14 protein-coding genes and 1 riboswitch are annotated in these 18848 nt (G+C 72.7%); of the genes, 7 read left to right on the top strand and 7 right to left on the bottom strand.

Annotated features, from left to right (window positions below):
* The first annotated feature begins 28 nt into the window (after positions 1 to 28).
* Complete coding sequence (locus BLV76_RS05125; RefSeq protein WP_090968165.1) at positions 29 to 715, top strand: 4a-hydroxytetrahydrobiopterin dehydratase; 687 nt, start codon at positions 29 to 31, stop codon at positions 713 to 715.
* Here BLV76_RS05125 and BLV76_RS05120 read toward each other — a convergent pair.
* On the bottom strand, positions 699 to 1535 hold the full coding sequence (locus tag BLV76_RS05120) for a hypothetical protein (RefSeq protein WP_090968164.1): 837 nt from the start codon (positions 1533 to 1535) through the stop codon (positions 699 to 701). The two genes, BLV76_RS05125 and BLV76_RS05120, sit on opposite strands and share 17 nt — an antisense overlap.
* A riboswitch (cobalamin riboswitch) is annotated at positions 1529 to 1675 on the top strand. Its footprint overlaps the gene before it by 7 nt.
* 28 nt (positions 1676 to 1703) lie before the next feature.
* Between BLV76_RS05120 and cobN the strand changes: the two genes are divergently transcribed.
* Together cobN and cobF are read left to right on the top strand one after the other, a co-directional pair.
* Positions 1704 to 5312: a cobaltochelatase subunit CobN gene (cobN, locus tag BLV76_RS05115; RefSeq protein ID WP_090968163.1), complete on the top strand. Its 3609-nt coding sequence runs from the start codon at positions 1704 to 1706 to the stop codon at positions 5310 to 5312.
* Positions 5309 to 6061, top strand: coding sequence for a precorrin-6A synthase (deacetylating) (gene cobF / locus BLV76_RS05110; protein WP_090968162.1), 753 nt, complete (start codon positions 5309 to 5311; stop codon positions 6059 to 6061). The genes cobN and cobF overlap by 4 nt, the downstream gene beginning before the upstream one ends.
* On the opposite strand, the gene BLV76_RS05105 is transcribed toward cobF, so the two are convergent.
* A complete protein-coding gene (locus tag BLV76_RS05105; RefSeq protein WP_090968161.1) occupies positions 6028 to 6456 on the bottom strand; it encodes a hypothetical protein in 429 nt (142 codons plus the stop codon). The genes cobF and BLV76_RS05105 overlap by 34 nt on opposite strands.
* A 166-nt stretch (positions 6457 to 6622) precedes the next feature.
* Here BLV76_RS05105 and clpB point away from each other — a divergent pair, with 166 nt between their 5' ends.
* From clpB to BLV76_RS05090, 3 genes are all read left to right on the top strand, one after another.
* Complete coding sequence (clpB, locus tag BLV76_RS05100) at positions 6623 to 9205, top strand: ATP-dependent chaperone ClpB (protein WP_090968160.1); 2583 nt, start codon at positions 6623 to 6625, stop codon at positions 9203 to 9205.
* An 81-nt stretch (positions 9206 to 9286) separates the two neighbouring features.
* Positions 9287 to 10486: an MFS transporter gene (locus BLV76_RS05095; RefSeq protein ID WP_245734547.1), complete on the top strand. Its 1200-nt coding sequence runs from the start codon at positions 9287 to 9289 to the stop codon at positions 10484 to 10486.
* A gap of 69 nt (positions 10487 to 10555) precedes the next feature.
* Positions 10556 to 11521 (top strand): peptidoglycan-binding domain-containing protein, encoded by a 966-nt coding sequence (locus tag BLV76_RS05090; RefSeq protein ID WP_090968159.1) that lies wholly within the window; start codon positions 10556 to 10558, stop codon positions 11519 to 11521.
* Between the two features lie 26 nt (positions 11522 to 11547).
* Here BLV76_RS05090 and BLV76_RS05085 read toward each other — a convergent pair whose 3' ends face one another.
* Both BLV76_RS05085 and BLV76_RS05080 read right to left on the bottom strand, forming a co-directional pair.
* Complete coding sequence (locus BLV76_RS05085; protein WP_090968158.1) at positions 11548 to 13209, bottom strand: WXG100 family type VII secretion target; 1662 nt, start codon at positions 13207 to 13209, stop codon at positions 11548 to 11550.
* On the bottom strand, positions 13206 to 14204 hold the full coding sequence (locus BLV76_RS05080) for a hypothetical protein (protein WP_090968157.1): 999 nt from the start codon (positions 14202 to 14204) through the stop codon (positions 13206 to 13208). Before BLV76_RS05080 ends, BLV76_RS05085 begins: the two co-directional genes overlap by 4 nt.
* A gap of 103 nt (positions 14205 to 14307) precedes the next feature.
* Between BLV76_RS05080 and BLV76_RS05075 the strand changes: the two genes are divergently transcribed.
* Positions 14308 to 15141, top strand: coding sequence for a CPBP family intramembrane glutamic endopeptidase (locus tag BLV76_RS05075; protein WP_245734546.1), 834 nt, complete (start codon positions 14308 to 14310; stop codon positions 15139 to 15141).
* Between the two features lie 13 nt (positions 15142 to 15154).
* Here the strand turns inward: BLV76_RS05075 and BLV76_RS05070 are convergent, their stop codons facing one another.
* The 3 genes from BLV76_RS05070 to BLV76_RS05060 form a co-directional block, all read right to left on the bottom strand.
* Positions 15155 to 16357, bottom strand: coding sequence for an MFS transporter (locus BLV76_RS05070; protein ID WP_090968155.1), 1203 nt, complete (start codon positions 16355 to 16357; stop codon positions 15155 to 15157).
* Between the two features lie 113 nt (positions 16358 to 16470).
* Entirely contained in the window at positions 16471 to 18330 is a 1860-nt protein-coding gene (locus tag BLV76_RS05065) for a reprolysin-like metallopeptidase (RefSeq protein WP_090968154.1), read from the bottom strand.
* Between the two features lie 72 nt (positions 18331 to 18402).
* Entirely contained in the window at positions 18403 to 18846 is a 444-nt protein-coding gene (locus tag BLV76_RS05060) for a DoxX family protein (protein WP_090968153.1), read from the bottom strand.
* Positions 18847 to 18848 lie beyond the last annotated feature (2 nt).

Below are 18848 nucleotides of genomic sequence, written 5' to 3'. Positions count from 1 at the left end.
GACACGTCCAGCGGTCTATCGTCGCGACATGGACATGATCCCGAGTGAGCAGATCGCCCAGGCCGGGCTGACCGACTGGCGCAAGCTGGCCCAGGGGCTGCACGCCCGCTACCTCGTCGGGTCCTTCGCGGAAGCCGTACGCCTCGTCTCCGCGATCTCCGAGGCCGGTGAGTCGGTCGGGCACCACCCGCGCGCCGTGCTCGGGAACGGCCACGTCGACCTGGAGCTGGTCACCGCCGATGCGATCTACCGCGACGACGACGGCACGGAGTACGTCGTCGAGTGGCCGACGCAGCAGGACCTCGACCTCGCCCGCCGCATCGAGGCGATCGCCTCCGACCTCGGGCTCACCGCGGATCCCGCCGCCGTCGCCGAGCTCGAGCTCGGGCTCGACGTCGACGCGTCGGGGGACGTCGCGCCGGTCTGGGCCGCCCTGCTCACCGGCGACCTCGCCTCGCAGGGACGACGGACTCCGGGCGACGAGGTGCGCGACGCCTCGGTGCGCGTGCCGAACCTGTGGTTCGACGACCTCGACGAGGACGCGGCGCCCGGCCAGCGGTTCCACGTCGAGGTGTACGTCGCCGCGGAGGCGCGCGACGGTCGGGTGGCCGCCGCCCTCGCTGCCGGCGGCACCATCGTGGACGACTCGCAGGCCCCCGGGTTGACGGTGATCGCCGACCAGGAGGGGAACCGCGGGGTCATCTGCGTGGCGTGAGTCCGATCAGGGACTTCCACGGGGTCACGACCAGCTCCTCCGGGAGCGTGAGCGAAAGTTTTCGGTCGAGCACGCCACCGTCGATGGGGACGTGCACGACTCCTTGCACGACCTCGCCGGGGGGCGGGGGTGCGGAGGAGACGAGGGCGCGGGGGTCGGGGTCCTGGGAGGGAAGCGCGACCGGGAGCTCGTCGACGTGCCAGGCGGCGTCGTCGCCGCGGCCGCGGACCTGCTGGAAGGCGCGGGCCAGGCCGTTGAGCCGGGCGGCCGCCTCGGAGACAGGGACGACCGGGCCCCACGCCGACGACCCGATCCGCAGCTGGACCTCGGACGGGGAGAGGGCGACCAGGCCGAGGTCGGTCGACCGCGCGGCGAGGTCGCCGCGGCCGTCGTCGAGGACGAAGAGGAAGCGACCGGGCAGGGACGCGAGGGACGGCGTCGCGCAGATGCGCGCGTCGAGCTCGGCCACGACCGGGCGCAGGTCGGCGCGGCCGCCGACCAGGCCGGTGAGCGGCGACGCCATCACGTTCCGCACCAGCTCGTGGGCGGGATGCGGCAGCAGCCCGGTGCCCCGGATCGCCTCGACGACCTCGGGGAGCAGGTCGGGACCGGAGGAGGGGAGCGCCCGCAGCTGGAGGTTGGCCCGCTTGGTCAGGTGGACCTGCCCGTCGCCGTGCTCCTCAGCGACGGCGACCAGCGACAGCAGCGTCGAGCGGGAGAGATGGCCGCCGGGGAGTCGCAGCCGGACGAGCGCGCCGTCGTCCGCCGGCCACGGACGGAAGACGCCCGGGCAGAGGTCGCCTCGGGTGCGCTCGGTCATGGGCCGAGTGTGGCAGTAGGCTCGCGGCAGCCACCTGCGTGGGACCAGGAACCCGGTGCGAGTCCGGGGCGGTTCCGCCACTGTCAGGCCCGCCAACCGGTGGGCCGAGCCAGACACTGAGCCACGCGGGATCCGACAACGAGGGGCGAGAACCCCCTGGAGGAAATCGTGCGCATCGCACTCCTGTCCACGTCCGACACCGACCTGCTGAGCGCGCGGGCGTCCGGCGCCGACTACGTCCTCGCCAACCCGGCGCGGCCCGGCCACCAGTCGATGGCCGAGGTGATCGAGGGCTGCGACCTCGTCATCGGCCGGCTGCTCGGCTCGCCGCAGGACCTCTGCTCCGGCTTCACCCGCGTCGCCGCGACCGGCATGCCCGTCGTCGTCCTCGGTGGCGAGCAGGCACCGAGCGCCGAGCTGATGGAGCTCTCGTCGGTGCCGATGGGCGTCGCGGCCGAGGCCCACCGCTACCTCGCCGAGGGCGGCCCGGAGAACCTCACCCAGCTCCACGCCTTCCTCTCCGACACCGTCCTGCTCACCGGCGAGGGCTTCGAGCCGCCGGCGGTGCTGCCGCAGTGGGGCTACGCCGCCCGTCCGCAGGCGGAGACGGCTGCGGAGGGCAAGGCACGCGTCGGGGTGCTCTACTACCGCGCCCACGAGGCGAGCGGCAACACCGCCTTCGCCCACGCGCTCGCCGACGCGGTCGACGCGACCGGCCACGCGGTCGGCGTCCCGATCTTCGCCGGGTCGCTGCGCTCCGCGCCCGATGAGCTGTACGACGCCTTCGGCACGCTCGACGCGCTGATCGTCACCGTGCTCGCCGCCGGTGGCCGCACGCCGGCGGGGGCCAGCGCGGGCGGCGACGACGAGTCGTGGGACGTGGCGCGGATGTCGGCGCTCGACATCCCGATCATCCAGGGCCTCTGCCTCACGAGCAGCCGCGCGGAGTGGGAGGAGTCGGACGACGGCGTCAGCCCGCTCGACTCGGCCACCCAGATCGCGATCCCCGAGTTCGACGGCCGGATCATCACCGCGCCGTTCTCCTTCAAGGAGGTCGACTCCGACGGGCTCCCGCACTACGTCGCCGACCCCGAGCGCTGCGCGCGGGTGGCCGGCATCGCGGTCAAGCAGGCCCGCCTGCGCTCCATCCCGAACGCCGAGAAGCGGCTCGCGCTCGTGCTGTCGGCGTACCCCACCAAGCACGCGCGCATCGGCAACGCCGTCGGCCTCGACACCCCGGTCTCCGCGATCCGGATGCTCGAGCGGCTGCGCGCCGAGGGCTACGACCTCGGCACCGACAACGCCGTCACCGACATCCTCGGCCGCGACGCCACCGACACCGAGAAGGGCGACGCGCTGATCCACTCGCTCATCGAGGCGGGCGGGCAGGACGAGGAGTGGCTGACCCACGCGCAGCTGACCGACGCGCACGTGCGGATCACGCCGCAGCAGTACGCCGACTGGACCGCCGACCTGCCCGAGGACCTCAAGGCCGACATGGTCGGGGCCTGGGGCGAGGGCACCGGGTCGCTCTTCACCAACGACGCCGGCGAGCTCGTGCTCGCGACCGTCCAGGCGGGCAACGTGGTGCTCATCATCCAGCCGCCGCGCGGCTTCGGCGAGAACCCGATCGCGATCTACCACGACCCCGACCTGGCGCCGACCCACCACTACATGGGCGCCTACCGGTGGCTGGGCAGTGCTGTTTCCGAGGGGGGTTTCGGGGCCGACGCCGTCGTGCACCTCGGCAAGCACGGCTCGCTCGAGTGGCTGCCCGGCAAGAACGCCGCGCTGTCGGCCTCCTGCGGCACCGACGCGGCGCTCGGCAACCTGCCGATGGTCTACCCGTTCCTCGTCAACGACCCGGGCGAGGGCGCGCAGGCCAAGCGCCGCGCCCACGCCACGATCGTCGACCACCTCGTGCCGCCGATGGCCCGCGCGGAGTCCTACGGTGACATCGCCCGGCTCGAGCAGCTCCTCGACGAGCACGCCAACATCGCCGCGATGGACCCGGCCAAGCTGCCGGCGATCCGCGGCGAGATCTGGCAGCTCATGCACGCCGCCGAGATGCATCGCGACCTCGGCCTCGACGAGCAGCCGGACGACGAGTCGTTCGACGACTTCATCATGCACGTCGACGGTTGGCTCTGCGAGATCAAGGACGCGCAGATCCGCGACGGCCTGCACATCCTGGGCGACGCACCCGCGGGCGAGGCGCGGGTCAACCTCGTCCTCGCGATCATGCGGGCCTCGCAGGTCTTCGGCGGGCAGGCGCAGGCGGTGCCGGGGCTCCGGGCCGCGCTCGGGCTGAAGGAGAACGCCGAGGCCACCAGTGCCGTCGACGCGATCGAGGCGAAGGCCCGCGCGCTCGTGCAGGCGATGGACGACGCCGACTGGGACGTCGCCGCCGCGGCCACGCTCCACGACGACCCCGAGGTCCAGCGGGTGCTGGAGTTCGCCGCCACCCAGGTCGTGCCCCGCCTCGCCCGCACCACCGACGAGCTGGACGCGGTCGTGCACGCCCTCGACGGCGGCTTCATCGCCGCCGGCCCGTCCGGCTCGCCCCTGCGTGGGCTGGTCAACGTGCTCCCGACCGGCCGCAACTTCTACACCGTCGACCCGCGCGCGGTCCCGTCGCGCCTCGCCTGGCAGACCGGGATGGCGATGGCCGAGTCGCTGGTCGCGAAGTACGTCGACGAGACCGGCGGCTACCCCGAGTCGGTCGGCCTGTCCGTCTGGGGCACGAGCGCGATGCGGACCTCCGGCGACGACATCGCCGAGGTGCTCGCGCTGATGGGCGTCCGCCCCGAGTGGGACCCGGCCTCGCGCCGGGTCAACGACCTCACCGTCATCCCGCTCGACGAGCTCGGCCGTCCGCGCATCGACGTCACGGTGCGGATCTCCGGCTTCTTCCGCGACGCCTTCCCGCACGTGGTCGCGATGCTCGACGACGCCGTCCAGCTGGTCGCCTCGCTCGACGAGCCGGACGACCAGAACTACGTGCGCGCCCACACTCGCGCCGACCTCGCCGAGCACGGCGACGAGCGCCGCTCGACCACCCGGATCTTCGGCTCCAAGCCGGGGTCCTACGGGGCCGGCATCCTGCAGGTCGTCGAGTCGGGCAACTGGCGCAGCGACCAGGACCTCGCCGAGGTCTACACGGCCTGGGGCGGCTTCGCCTACGGCCGCGACCTCGACGGCGCACCCGCCGCCGACGACATGCGCACCAACTACAAGCGCATCAAGGTCGCCGCGAAGAACGTCGACACCCGCGAGCACGACATCGCCGACAGCGACGACTACTTCCAGTACCACGGCGGCATGGTCGCCACCGTGCGCGCGCTGACCGGCAGCGACCCCAAGGCGTACGTCGGTGACTCGACGACCCCGGACGCGGTGCGGACCCGGACGCTGCAGGAGGAGACGAACCGCGTCTTCCGGGCCCGCGTCATCAACCCGCGCTGGATCGGGGCGATGCAGCGCCACGGCTACAAGGGCGCCTTCGAGCTCGCCGCCACCGTCGACTACCTCTTCGGCTTCGACGCGACCGCGGGCGTGGTGCACGACTGGATGTACGAGTCGCTCGCCAAGGAGTACGTCCTCGACGAGACCAACCAGCAGTTCCTGCGCACGTCGAACCCGTGGGCGCTGCGCGGCATCGTCGAGCGGCTGCACGAGGCCGCCGACCGCGGCCTCTGGGCCGAGCCGGACGCCGACGTGATGGCTGCGCTCCAGCAGGTCTACCTCGACGTCGAGGGCGAGCTGGAGGACCGGTGACGTCGCGTGTCCGCATCGTCGGGATCGGCTGCCACCCCGAGCAGCTGACGCTCGAGGCGCGGTCCGCGATCGAGTCGTGCGACTACGTGATCGCCGCCGACAAGGGCTCGGACGACCCGCTCCTCGCACTGCGTCGGTCGATCTGCTCCTCGCTCGGCGTCGAGCTGGTGGCCGTCGCCGACCCGCCCCGTGATCGCTCCTCCGGTCTCGACGAGGCCGGCTACGACGGCGCGGTCCTCGACTGGCACGACGCGCGGGCGGCGGCGTACTCCTCCGTCATCTCCGCACGTCCCGGCACGGTCGGGTTCCTCGTGTGGGGCGACCCGGCGTTCTACGACTCGACGATCCGGGTGGTCGACCGGCTGGGACTGGAGTACGACGTCCTGCCGGGCGTCTCCGCGATCTCGCTCCTCGCCGCCCGCCACCGGCTCGTGCTCCACGAGGTCGGCCGGCCGGTGCTGGTGACGACCGGGCGCCGGCTCGCCGCCGAGGTCGAGGCCGGCCACGACAATCTCGTCGTGATGCTGGACGGTCGGCTGCAGGCCGCGGAGCTGGCGGGCGACTGGGACATCTGGTGGGGCGCCAACCTCGGCAGCCCCCACGAGGAGCTGGTCGCCGGCCGGCTGGCCGACGTCCTCGACGACCTCACTGACGCGAGGACCAGGGCCAGGCAGTCCGACGGCTGGGTGATGGACACCTACCTGCTCAGGCGGGCTCAGAGGACCACGCCACCGGGCCTGCGGGGCTGAGGCCGGGGCGCCACGGACGCGCTGACCACCGAGCAGGTGGTGAGCGCGATCAGGCAGACCCCGGCGGCCGACAGCGGCACGAGGTAGACGAGGTAGTTGAAGCCGCCCATCCAGCCGCCGCTGTGGCCGTCGAGGACGGCCACGGACTCGGAGGCTCCCCACCACAGGCCGGCCGTGACGCCGACGGCGGCCAGGAGCGCCCACGGCAGGGAGCACAGGCACGCCGCGACGACGAGGCCGGTCGCGGCCACGGCGACGAGCACGTAGAGCGTCGCGTTGATGGAGTCGATCCGGTAGGGGTCGACGGCAGTGAGTGCGTGGGCCGTCCCGAGCCAGGCGAGGGCGACGGCGACGAAGGCGAGGGCGGCGGCGAGGAGCGGGTGCGATCGGGGCATGGCTGCACGCTACGAAGCAGCGGTGCCCCACGGATTGAGCAATGGTGCTCAGTCGGCATGGCCCGCTCGGACAAGAAATCAAAGTTGAGGGGAATCGACTCAACTTCTGGCGCGTTGGACCCAGTGTCGACCACAGTGGTCGCACGCCGAGTCATGAGGAGATGAGTTGAGCACGTTCGGTGCCGAGAAGTTCACCACCCGCAGCCGAGAGGTCATCGAGGCTGCCCAGCTGGCCGCCACCACGGGCGGCAACACCCACACCGAGCCCATCCACCTGCTCGTCGCGCTGCTGAAGCAGGAGGACGGAACCAGTCGGAGCCTCGTGCAGAAGGCCGGCGTGGACGCCGCCCCGCTGCTCGCGCAGGCCGAGGGCGTCCAGCAGAAGCTGCCTCGTGCGACCGGTACGACGGTCCAGCAGCCGAGTGCGTCGCCGTCACTGACGCGCGTCCTCGCGAGCTCGCTCGACCTGGCCGGATCGATGAAGGACGACTACGTCGCCACCGACCACCTGCTCGTCGCCCTGGCGACCGTCGAGTCGCCCGCGCAGAAGGTGCTGACCGACGCCGGCCTCACCGCCGACGGCCTGCGCGAGGCGATCACCGCCGTCCGCGGCAACCGCCGGGTGACCAGCGAGAGCGCCGAGGCGTCCTACGAGTCGCTCGAGAAGTTCTCCGTCGACCTCACCCGGCAGGCCGAGGACGGCAGGCTCGACCCCGTCATCGGCCGCGACGCCGAGATCCGGCGCGTGATCCAGGTGCTGTCACGGCGCACCAAGAACAACCCCGTCCTCATCGGCGAGCCCGGCGTCGGCAAGACCGCCGTCGTCGAGGGGCTCGCCCAGCGCGTCGTCGCCGGCGACGTCCCCGACTCGCTCAAGGGCCGCCGGGTGCTGAGCCTCGACCTGGCCGCGATGGTGGCCGGTGCGAAGTACCGCGGCGAGTTCGAGGAGCGGCTCAAGGCCGTCCTCGAGGAGATCAAGGACGCCGGCGGTCAGGTCATCACCTTCATCGACGAGCTGCACACGGTCGTCGGTGCGGGCGCCGGCGGCGACTCCGCCATGGACGCCGGCAACATGCTCAAGCCGATGCTGGCGCGTGGTGAGCTGCACATGATCGGCGCGACGACGCTGGACGAGTATCGCGAGCGCATCGAGAAGGACCCCGCGCTCGAGCGCCGCTTCCAGCAGGTCTTCGTCGGCGAGCCCAGCGTCGAGGACACCATCCAGATCCTGCGCGGCATCCAGGAGAAGTACGAGGCGCACCACGGCGTCCGGATCACCGACGCCGCACTGGTCGCCGCCGCCACCCTGTCCGACCGCTACATCACCGGCCGCCAGCTCCCCGACAAGGCGATCGACCTCATCGACGAGGCCTCGTCGCGCCTGCGCATGGAGCACGAGTCGAGCCCCGAGGAGATCGACGTGCTCCGTCGGCAGGTCGAGCGCCTGAAGATGGAGGAGTTCGCGCTCGACAAGGAGTCCGACGACGCGTCCGTCGAGCGGCTGGCCGTGCTCCGCAAGGAGATGGCTGACCGCGAGGAGGAGCTGCGCGGGCTCGAGGCTCGCTGGGAGCGCGAGAAGGACCAGCTCCAGGGCGAGGGCGAGCTGCGCCGCCAGCTCGACGCCCTGAAGATCGAGGCCGAGAAGAAGCTGCGCGAGGGCGACCTCGCGGGTGCCTCGGAGATCCAGTACGGCCGGATCCCCGAGCTCGAGGAGCAGATCGAGCAGGTCGAGAAGGCCGAGCAGGTCGACCTCGAGCCGCTCGTCGGCGAGGAGGTCGGCGCCGAGCAGATCGCCGACGTCGTCGAGGCGTGGACCGGCATCCCCACCGGCAAGATGTTGCAGGGCGAGACGGCCAAGCTCCTCCAGATGGAGGACGTCATCGGCGAGCGCCTGATCGGCCAGCGCGAGGCGGTCACGGCCGTGTCCGACGCCGTACGACGCTCGCGCGCCGGCATCGCCGACCCCAATCGGCCGACCGGGTCGTTCCTCTTCCTCGGCCCGACCGGCACCGGCAAGACCGAGCTCGCGAAGTCGCTCGCGGACTTCCTCTTCGACGACGAGCGGGCGATCGTCCGGATCGACATGAGCGAGTACAGCGAGAAGCACTCGGTCTCGCGGCTCGTCGGCGCGCCTCCCGGCTACGTCGGCTACGACGAGGGCGGCCAGCTCACCGAGGCCGTGCGGCGGCGCCCCTACAGCGTCGTGCTGCTCGACGAGGTCGAGAAGGCGCACCCCGAGGTCTTCGACATCCTGCTGCAGGTGCTCGACGACGGCCGGCTCACCGACGGCCAGGGGCGCACGGTCGACTTCCGCAACACGTTGCTGATCCTCACCTCCAACCTCGGCTCGAACTTCCTGGTCGACCCGAACCTCATGCCCGACACCAAGAAGATGTCGGTGATGAACGTGGTGCGGCAGCACTTCAAACCGGAGTTCCTCAACCGGCTCGACGAGGTCGTGATGTTCGAGGCGCTGAGCAAGGACGACCTCGCGCACATCGTCGACCTGCAGCTCGCGCTGCTCGAGAAGCGGCTCGCGGTCCGGCGGATCACCATCTCGGTGACCGACGCCGCGCGCGCGTGGCTGGCCGAGACCGGCTACGACCCGGCGTACGGCGCCCGGCCCCTGCGCCGGCTCATCCAGTCGGCCATCGGCGACCCGCTCGCCCGGCAGCTGATCGCCGGTGACGTCACCGACGGGGGCGCGGTCACGGTCGACGTCGGTGACGACGGGCTCGTGCTCCGCTAGGTCGAGCCTCACCCCGGCCGCGAGGACCCAGCCCGTGGACGGCGGACGGACCGGACGGCCGGGCAGAACTAGCGTGAGGCCGTGACGGAGAGCGCGCTGGCCGAGCGGAGCGAGATCGGCACGGCCCGCCGGTGGGGGATGCTCGGCGCGAGCACGGCGGCCCAGGCCGCGGCCGCGGTGATGACCAACGGTGCGGTCTTCCTGATCCCGGCGCTGCACGAGCAGCGCGGGATGAGCATCGCCGAGGCGGGCGTCGTCACCGCGACCCCGATGATCGGCGTGATGCTGACGCTGGTCGCGTGGGGCTGGTTCACCGACCGCCGTGGCGAGCGGATCGCGCTGGTGGCCGGCCTCGGCCTCGCGGCCGTCGCCGGCCTGCTCGCCGTGCTGGCCGAGGACGGTGTGCTGCTCGCGATCGCACTCGGCCTCGGCGGAGCCGCCGCGGCGAGCACCAACGCCGCGTCGGGCCGCGTCGTGGTCGGCTGGTTCCCACCGCACCGCCGCGGGCTGGCCATGGGGATCCGGCAGATGGCACAGCCGATGGGCGTCGGGATCGCCGCCATCGCCGTCCCGGTCGTCGCCGACGGCCACGGCATCCGCGCAGCCCTCTGGGTGCCGACGATCGCGTGCGCGCTCGCCACGGTCGTCGTGGCGCTCGTCGTGGTCGACCCGCCGCGGACCGCGCCGAAGGAGGGCACGGCGCCCAACCCCTACCGCCAGGACCGCTACCTCGCGCGCATCCACGGCGTCTCGGTGCTCCTGGTCGTGCCGCAGTTCGTCGTGTGGACCTTCGCGCTCGTCTGGCTGATCCAGGACCGCGGCTGGTCGCCCGCGGCCGCCGGCTCGCTCGTCGCCGGCACCCAGGTGCTGGCTGCGTTCGGCCGGATCGCCGCCGGCCAGCTCTCCGACCACGTCCGGTCGCGGATGCGTCCGCTCCGCTGGGTCGCGATCGCGGCGGGCCTGGCGATGGCGCTGCTTGGCCTCGCGGCCGGCCTCGACCTCGCGGTCGCCGTACCCCTCGTGGTCGTCGCCACGGTGATCACCGTCGCCGACAACGGGCTCGCCTTCACCGCCGTCGCCGAGCGCGCCGGCCCGTTCTGGTCGGGCCGCGCGCTGGGCGTGCAGAACACCGCGCAGTTCCTCGCCGCCGCCCTCGTGCCGCCCATCGGCGGCCTGGCGATCGGGAGTGCCGGGTACGCCGGCACGTTCGCGCTCGCGGCCCTCTTCCCGCTGCTGGCGGTGGCCCTGGTGCCGGTCTCGGACGAGCGCCCGCTCGAGTAGGTGTGGCAGGGTCGGAGCACGCGCCCCGGCCGACTCGGCTGGCCGGGGCACTTCTCTCGGGAGCTCCACATGCATCGATCGAACCTGCCCCGACCGCGCTCGCGCGCGGTCGCCGTCGTCCTCGCCCTCCTGGTCGCGACCTCCCTGATGATCGTCGCCGCACCGGCCCAGGCGGCCAGCGCGTGGCCGGTCACCCAGGCCGGACAGCCGCGCAACAACAACGCGATGGCGCTGCAGTACCTCCTGACCTCGCGCGGCTACGCCACCTCCGCCGACGGTGTCTTCGGGTCCGGCACGACCACCAACCTCAAGGCCTTCCAGTCCGCCCAGGGCATCGGTGCCGACGGCATCGCCGGCAGCGGCACGTGGCCGCGGCTCGTCGTCCAGGTGGGCCAGGGCTCGGCCGACACCAACGCGGTGAAGGCGGCGCAGACGCAGCTCAACAAGTACGGCGCGAACCTCGTCGCCGACGGCGTCTTCGGGTCCGGCACCCGGGCGGCCGTCGTCTCCTTCCAGGCCAGCCGCGGGCTGTCGCAGTCGGGCACGGTCGACGCCGCGACGTGGCAGGAGCTGCTCGGCTGGAGCCAGGCCGGCGACCAGTCGCTGTGCTACTCGACCGGCGGCTCGACCGCCTCGTCACTGCTGCCGTCCCAGGTCGCCAACGTGCAGGCGGTCCTCGGTGCGACCCGGGCGGCCGGCGGCAACCGCAACGCCCAGATCATCGCGCTGATGACGGCCATGCAGGAGTCGAAGCTCTGCAACATCCAGTTCGGCGACCGCGACTCGCTCGGGCTCTTCCAGCAGCGCCCGAGCCAGGGCTGGTGCCCCGGCAGCGTCGCGTGCGTGGACCCGACGGCGTCCACCCAGGGCTTCCTCGGCGTCTCGTCGTCCACCTCCAACCCGGGGCTCTTCGACGTCTCCGGCTGGGAGTCGATGAGCAAGACCCTCGCCGCCGACAGGGTGCAGCGCTCCTGCTGCCCCAACGCCTACGCGCAGTGGGAGTCGATGGCCGCCACGCTGGCCGACACCTACTGAGCCGACGCCGCCAGCGCAGGGGCCGCTCAGTCGAAGGGGTTGAGGGTGCCGAAGAGGCCGTCGACGAGCGAGTCGGACCGCTCGTAGTCGCGGGCGGCGGCCATCAGGTTGTCCGAGGTGAGGCCGACGGCCTGCGAGCCGGACCGCAGGCTGTCGGCCGACACGTCGAGCAGCTGCCTGATCGCCGAGGCGAGCTTCGCGCAGCCGGGCACCTGGCCGAGGTCGAGGCCGGTGACGTGCACGCCGGCCACGGTGGAGGAGGCCGTCATCAGCCGGCCGGCGGGCTTGTCGAGCTCGTCGGAGGCCTGCCGCAGCGTGCCCGGCTTCACGTCGAAGTCCGCGCCGAGCCCGAGGCTCGAGAGCGGGGTGACGGTGAGGTACGGGTTGGACCAGAGGTCGTCGTCGTCCGGCACCCCGGGGACCCAGCCCCACGAGCTGCCGTCGTCGTCGTACTTCTCCGCGCTGGACTCGTAGAGCGTGACGAAGCTGCCGTCGACCTCGACGACGCCCTCTGACATGTTGGGCAGCGAGTAGGGGTCGCTGCGCTCGCCGGTGTCGCGGTCCTGCACGATCAGCGAGCCCTCGTCGAAGCGGTTCGGCGAGGTGCTGAAGACGTACTCGCCGTCGCGCACGACGACGCCCTGCGCCTTGGGCGGCGTGTCGATCGAGACCGCCTTGCCGGTCGAGCTGTCGACGACCGGTTGCCAGTCGCCGAAGGCGTCCTTCTCGTAGACGTAGAGCTTGTCGGCGGCGTAGTCGCCGAGGTAGAGCCGGCCGTCGTGGACGGCGGAGTACGACCCGCCGCCGGGCACGTCCTGGACCGACGAGGGCGTCACCGTCGCGCCGTCCTGCTGGTCGCGGATGTCGGCCATCGAGTAGGTGTAGACGCGGCCCTTGTCGACGACGATCACGTCGTCGCCCTGCACGCTCACGCCGCCCGCGTGGGAGGGCGCGTCGGCCGTCGTCGTGCCGCCCAGGTCGACGTCGCCGATCTCCTGGCCGGTCACGCTGTCGACCAGCGCGATCGTCGACCCGTCCGAGGAGTAGTAGGTCATGACGTAGGTCCCGGTGCGTGGGTCGTAGGCCAGGCCCTGCGGCGTGAGGCCGCGCTCGTCCCCGGTGGCGGCGGTGTTGGGGATGAGGGGACCGAAGGTGCTGCCGCTCTCCCTGGCCCACTCCTCGTTCTTCTCGAGCCCCTGCTCGACCCACTTCCGGGTCTCCGCGTCGAGCTCGTCGAGGTCGACGTCGTCGCCCATGATCACCGCGGCGATGCCGGTGAGCTGCTGGCTGTAGGTCGCCCCGGTCTCCACGAGTCGCGCCTGCACCGCGAGGCCGAGGACCTGCTCGAGCACGGGGAGCAGGCCGCTCGGCCGGTTGCGCCAGAAGGAGATGTAGTGGTCGGCGTTCTGCACGGCGACGTCGTACGCCGCCGCAGCCGTGTCGAGTGCCCCGCGGGCCCGCGCGAGCATGGTGCGGTTGACGTTGACGCCGCTGGCCAGCTGGGCCAGCCGCGCCTCGAAGCCGGCCGAGGCGGCGCCCGTCCAGTCGGTCGTCGCGCCGGCGTCGTGGATGCGCGAGCGGGCGTCGTCGAGGTCGTGGCCGACGTCGCGCAACGTGTCGGCGGCGCCGGTGACGGCGCCCGGGTTGCCGGACACCAGCCGTCGGTACTCGATCTCCGGGTCGATCACTGCGGTGCTCCGCCCAGGTCGAGGAGGTCGGTCGGCGAGGTGTCGACCGGCAGGCGCACGACGGCGCCCGCGGTGCCCTCGACGCTGGTGCACGCCCCGTCGGGGACCACGCAGGTGATGACCGACCGGGTCCCGCCCGGCCCGGTCGGGGCGACGCCGAGGACCGTCGTGTCGTCGAGCCACCAGCCCGGCTCCCACGAGTCGGTCCCGGTGCGGGGGCGGAGGCGCTCGCCGTCGGCCGACAGCAGCACCGGCTGCGCGCCGCGGTCGTCGATCCGCCACCGGCCGTCGGGGCTCGTGGGGTCGAGCGGGCTGCGCACGGGGGAGTCGATCGGGTCGACCTCGGTGCCCTCGCCTCCCGGCAGTGCGTATGCGATGCCGCCGAGCCCCTCGACGTAGGCGGTGCCGGCGTCGGGGAACCGCACGCTGAGGTTGGTCTCGGGGTAGTCGTGGGCCAGGTCGTCCTCGGTCGGGTCGCCCATCCCGTCGGTGGTGTCGACCACGCGCTCGCCGGTCGTCAGGTCCACCACGACGGCAGTCGCCTGGTGGTAGTCGCTGAAGTCGTCCTCCGGGCCGGACGTCGCGTCGACGACCCCGAGGTAGCGCCCGTCGGGCGAGGAACCGAGCGACTCGACGTAGACCGTCAGGCCGGTCTCGACGATCGCGCCGTCGCGGTCGGCGAAGCTCAGCGGGCCGGTGGTCATGTTGGCGTGGTCGACGTCGTCGCCGTCGGCGGGCGTGAAGTAGACGCCGTCGCCGGCGACGACGTAGGTGGTCATCGCGCCGCCCGTGTCGACGGTGCTGCCGTCGGGGAGGTGCACGACGCTCCCCTCCGCCCAGACGAGCCCGTCCGTCGCGACGGGGTCGGTGCTCGTCGTCCACGACGGGTCGTCGGACGGGGCCGGGGCCTCGCGGTCGCCGCCGCCGGACGCGCACGCGGTCGCCAGCAGCAGCAGGACTGCTGAGGCGGCGAGCGTGGTCCGCGTGCGGGGCATGGAGAGCAGTCTGCCCCCGCGATCGGCCGAGGAAACCGAAACCACGTCCACCGATCACGGTCCTCTCAGCGGCGGCTCAGCCGGCTGGGGGATGCTGTCCCTCGTGAGCACCACGACCACCACTGCGCGCCGGTGGTGGCAACTGCCGGACACGCCGGTGCCCGGAGGGGTGCCCGACCTGGCGAGGGCGCTGCTCTGGGCCGAGCTCGCGATCGTCCTGCTCGTGTCGCTGGGCCGGAGCGCGATCTACTCCGTCGTCAGCCTCGTCTCCGCGCTCACCGCGCCGGGACCGCTGTCCTCGCAGGCGGCGAACCTCAACAACTCGCTCGCCCCCGACCGGCCCTGGCTCGACCTGACCTACCAGCTGCTGCGGATCGGCTTCGCGCTCGTGCCCGTCGCGCTGGCGGCGTACCTCCTGGTCCGCTCCGGCAGCTGCCTGCGGGAGGTCTGGGCCCGCGACGGCGGCTGGCACGGCCTGCGTGACTGGGGACGCGGCGCGGTGCTCGCGGCCGGCGTCGGGTCGGTCGGCGTGGTCTTCTACCTCGCCACCTTCGCGCTCGGGACCAACCTCACCGTGGTCGCGCAGTCGCTCCCGGGGGAGTGGTGGCGGACGCCGGTGCTGGTCCTCGCGGCCGCGGAGAACGCCGTGCTCGAGGAGTTCATCGTGCTCGGCTTCGTCCAGGTGCGGCTGCGCCAGCTCGGCTTCGGCGACTCCGCGGCGATCGGCCTCGCGGCCCTGCTGCGCGGCAGCTACCACCTCTACCAGGGCCTCGGGGGCTTCGTCGGCAACCTCGCGATGGGGCTGCTCTTCGGCTACCTCTTCCGCCGCTGGGGGCGGGTGATGCCGTTCGTCGTGGCGCACACGCTGCTCGACGTGGGTGCCTTCGTGGGGTACGCCGTCCTGGCTGGCCGCGTCGACTGGCTGCCGACGCTCTAGGGCCCGGGTCGGCTCAGGCGGTCCCGACCGGGCGGGTCTCCGGCGCGGCGAGCCACAGGGGGATGGCGAGCAGGCTCACCAGGGCGGTCGTGGCGAAGGCCCAGCCGAAGCCGGCCTGGTCGGCGACCAGTCCGACGAGGACGGGGCCGAGGATCGCGCCGGCGTCCTGCGACATCTGGAAGGTGCTGAGCACCGTGCCGCCACTGCGACCTGACCCGACCACGTCCGCGACGCTGGCCTGCTGGCCCGGGTTGACCAGCCCGGCGCCGATCCCGGACAGCACCGAGAGGACGAGGAGCACCACGAGCGAGCTGCTCAGGCCGAGCGGACCCAGCGACAGCGCCGTGACGACGAGTCCGACCACCACCAGGGGGCGCCGGCCGAGCGAGTCGGCCAGCCGCCCGGAGACCTGCAGGGTGGCGGCCGTGCCGGCGGCTGCCAGGGCGAGGGCGACGCCGGCGACCCAGGTGTCGTCGTGGATGGCCACGGCCAGCTGCGGCAGCACCGCCACCCGGACGCCGAAGTTGCACCAGCCGTTGGCGAAGCCGGAGCCGAGCGCGGCGACGTAGGTCCGGTGCCCCAGTGCCTCACGCAGCCGCATCGGCGGAGCAGGTGGCCCGGCGGCCTCGGCGGGACGCAGCCGGGCGCCGCTGAGGCGTACGCCGACGATCCCGGCCGCGGCCACCAGCGCCACGGCGTAGACGATGAACGGCGCGCGCAGCCCGAACCCGGCGAGCGCACCGCCGAGCACCGGACCGATCATCCCGCCGACCAGGAACGCGCTGGCGTAGCCGGAGGAGACGCGCCCGCGCATCGCCGGCGGCGCCAGCCGCACGAGCAACGCCATCGCGGAGACGGTGAACATGGTCGAGCCGATGCCGCCGAGACCGCGCAGCACCAGGAGCTGGACGTAGGACTGGGCGAAGGCGGTGGCCAGCGACGACGCCGCGACCACGAGCAGGCCGGCGAGGTAGACGGGGCGCTCACCGAGCCGCTGGACGAGCGCCCCGCCGGCCGGTGCGAAGACCAGCCGGAAGAACGCGAAGGCCGAGACGACCACGGACGCGGCCGCGACGCCGACGTCGAAGCTGCGCGCGTAGGCAGGAAGGACGGGGGAGACGAGGCCGTAGCCGACCGCGATCAGGAACGCGGCGACGAGCAGGACGCGGATCTCGGCCGGGAGCGCGGGACGGCCGGCAGTGTCGGTGCGCCTCACGCGCGGGCGTCGATCGCGGCCTTCACGGAGCCAGCCTAGGTGGGCGTGATCGACGCCGGTCCCGCCGGGTGGGTCGGCGGGCTGCTGACCCGTCGCCCCACCCGGCGAGGGGTTCAGCGGCGGACCTTGACCTTCTTCGAGCTCTTCTTCGCGGTGTCGTAGTTCTTCTTCTTCACCTTGACCACGACGGAGACCTTCTTGCCGCGGTCCTTGCGGCCGAGGCGGTAGGACGCCTTCTTCGCGCCCTTGATCTTCTTGCCGTTGCGCATCCACTGGTAGCGGACCTTCACGCCCTTCTTGCCGGGCTTGGGCTTCCAGCCCTTGAGCTTCACGGTGAGGACGCGACCGGCGCGCGGCACACCCTTCAGCTTGGGCCGCTTCGTCTTGAAGGTCGCCTTGCCGATGGCCACGGGCGCGCTGCCGAGGCCGACCGAGCTGTAGAAGGGAGCGCTGCCGACGACGCCGACGCTGAGCGCGTGCCCGATCAGCGACGCGCCGGGGGTGTAGGTCGCCCCGACTGCACCCGGGACGGCCACGCCGTCGACGTACCACTGGTAGCTGAAGCTGACGGCCGGCGTCCAGCCGGCCGGGGTGGCGACGGCGGTGCCCTTGTAGCGGGCCGAGCCGGTGATCGCGACGGTCCCGGGGTAGATCTGCGACTGGCGGTAGTTGGCCGCGAGCCCGATCTGCTCGTTGATCGCGCGGGTGTTGTCGATCGCCGGGTTGCCTTGGGGGATGCCGTTCCAGAGCACGCCCGGGCCGGAGTAGACCGCGGCGCGGGTGCACGACACCCCGGCCGCGTCGCAGGCGCTCGGGTAGGCCATGACGGTGTAGGTCCTGGCGGCGAGGTCGACGTAGCCGCGGGCGTAGGCCTTGCCCCGCGACGACGGCGGGGAGCTGGCGCCGGCGTCGTGGTCGGCGCTGAGGTTGTGGCCGAGCTCGTGGGCGAACGTCATGTTGCCGGTGGCGCAGCTGGGGCCGTAGAGCGCGGTGAAGGCGTAGTTCGGGTCGTTCTTGGCGTCACCCGATCCGATGTAGCCGATGCCGCACGAGATGCTGCCGGGGTAGTTGGAGTGCCACATGCTGACCAGGTCGGCGTGGACCTCCTCGCGGAACCCGGCCACCTCGTCGTACTGGCCGTCGGACGGGTTCTGCAGCGCGTAGAGCGAGGACTGGGTGCTCGCCAGCTGCGGCTGGGCGAGCTGGCGGGTGCCGACGAGCCGCACCTGGGTGGGGATGCCCGAGGCGGCGAAGGCCTGGTTGGTCTGCGTGATGCCCAGCGCGAACTGGGCGCGCATCGGACCGTCGCCGAGCTCGGCGACCAGCGAGGCGGGGTAGACGATCGCGACGTCGATGGTGCTCGCGGCGTCCTCGGCCGTGTCGGGCGCCTCGGCGCTCGCGGCATCGCCACCGGCGGCGGGCGCCTGGCGTCGCGGCGCCGCGTGGTCGGCGTGGTCGGCGTGGTCGGCGCCGGCCTCGTCGGGCAGGATCGCGTCCTTGCCCTCGCCGGCGAAGGCGGGGACCTCGGTCAGGACGTAGTCGCCGGCCTTGGTGCTGGTGACCTCGTAGGTGCCCCGCTCGGCGGAGCTGATCGTGATGTGGCGGTAGCCGTCGACGTCGACGGCCGCGAAGGTGCCGCCCTCGCCGGCGAGCGAGCCGGTCCACGACGTCACGCCGTCGACGGTGCGCTGCGCGTCGACGACCGCGGTGACGGACTCGCCGCCGAAGAGGTCGATCGCGAGCCGGTCGCCCGCGCGAGCGGCGTCGAGGCCGGACTCGTCGATCGCGACGGAGCGCGAGCGGTCACCGGTCAGGCCGGGTGCGCGGGTGGGGCCGTCGGAGGTCGACAGCAGGTCGACCTTCCCGGGCTTCGCGACGGGAGCCGCGGTGGCGGTGTTGCCGGGAACCATCGACGCGGCGAGCGCGATCGTGGCGAGGCCGGCGATGCTGGACAGGACTTTGCGGGTCGGCATGTGGAGTCCCCCTTCTCTCGAGGTCGTACGTGCCCCGAGCGGGCAGCGTCCAAACCGTGAGGGGGCAGCCTCTCACTCGCCGGTGTCGACGTCCTCGGTCGCGAGCGCTTCGGCCTGCCGCCTCCGCTGGGCGCGGCGGGTCAGCAACCCGCCCGCCCACAGCGCCCAGAGGACGAGCACGGGCTGGAAGAAGAGCCGGACGAACCGGGCGCGGTCGGTGTCGAGGCCGAACGCGTCCGTGCCCTCGACGTACTGCGCGATGTTGCCCGGGAAGATCGCGACGTAGAAGGCCGCGAGCAGCGCGCCGATCGTGCCGCGGTGCTTCGGCAGCGCGACGAAGGCACCGCCCAGCGCGATCTCGACGACGCCCGAGCCGACGACCGTGACGTCCTCGTCGATCGGGAACCAGTCGGGCACCTGCGCCTGGAACTCCTGGCGCTGGGTGGTCAGGTGCAGCACGCCTGCCCCCACCATCGCCGAGCCGAGCAGGATGCGTCCGATCGTCTGCGCCTTCATGC

The organism is Nocardioides exalbidus (genome assembly GCF_900105585.1).
GTDB classification, from domain to species: Bacteria; Actinomycetota; Actinomycetes; order Propionibacteriales; family Nocardioidaceae; genus Nocardioides; species Nocardioides exalbidus.
Note: the sequence above shows the minus strand (reverse complement) of the source record. Positions and strands in the feature narration are given on the sequence as shown.

Bases quoted from the DNA above. Each gene is read 5' to 3' on its own strand.
- BLV76_RS05120 (WP_090968164.1), bottom strand. From the start codon at position 1,535: ATGACCGAGCGCACCCGAGGCGACCTCTGCCCGGGCGTCTTCCGTCCG.
- BLV76_RS05060 (WP_090968153.1), bottom strand. From the start codon at position 18,846: ATGAAGGCGCAGACGATCGGACGCATCCTGCTCGGCTCGGCGATGGTG.
- BLV76_RS05080 (WP_090968157.1), bottom strand. From the start codon at position 14,204: ATGCCCCGCACGCGGACCACGCTCGCCGCCTCAGCAGTCCTGCTGCTG.
- BLV76_RS05065 (WP_090968154.1), bottom strand. From the start codon at position 18,330: ATGCCGACCCGCAAAGTCCTGTCCAGCATCGCCGGCCTCGCCACGATC.
- BLV76_RS05105 (WP_090968161.1), bottom strand. From the start codon at position 6,456: ATGCCCCGATCGCACCCGCTCCTCGCCGCCGCCCTCGCCTTCGTCGCC.
- BLV76_RS05090 (WP_090968159.1), top strand. From the start codon at position 10,556: ATGCATCGATCGAACCTGCCCCGACCGCGCTCGCGCGCGGTCGCCGTC.
- BLV76_RS05125 (WP_090968165.1), top strand. From the start codon at position 29: ATGGACATGATCCCGAGTGAGCAGATCGCCCAGGCCGGGCTGACCGAC.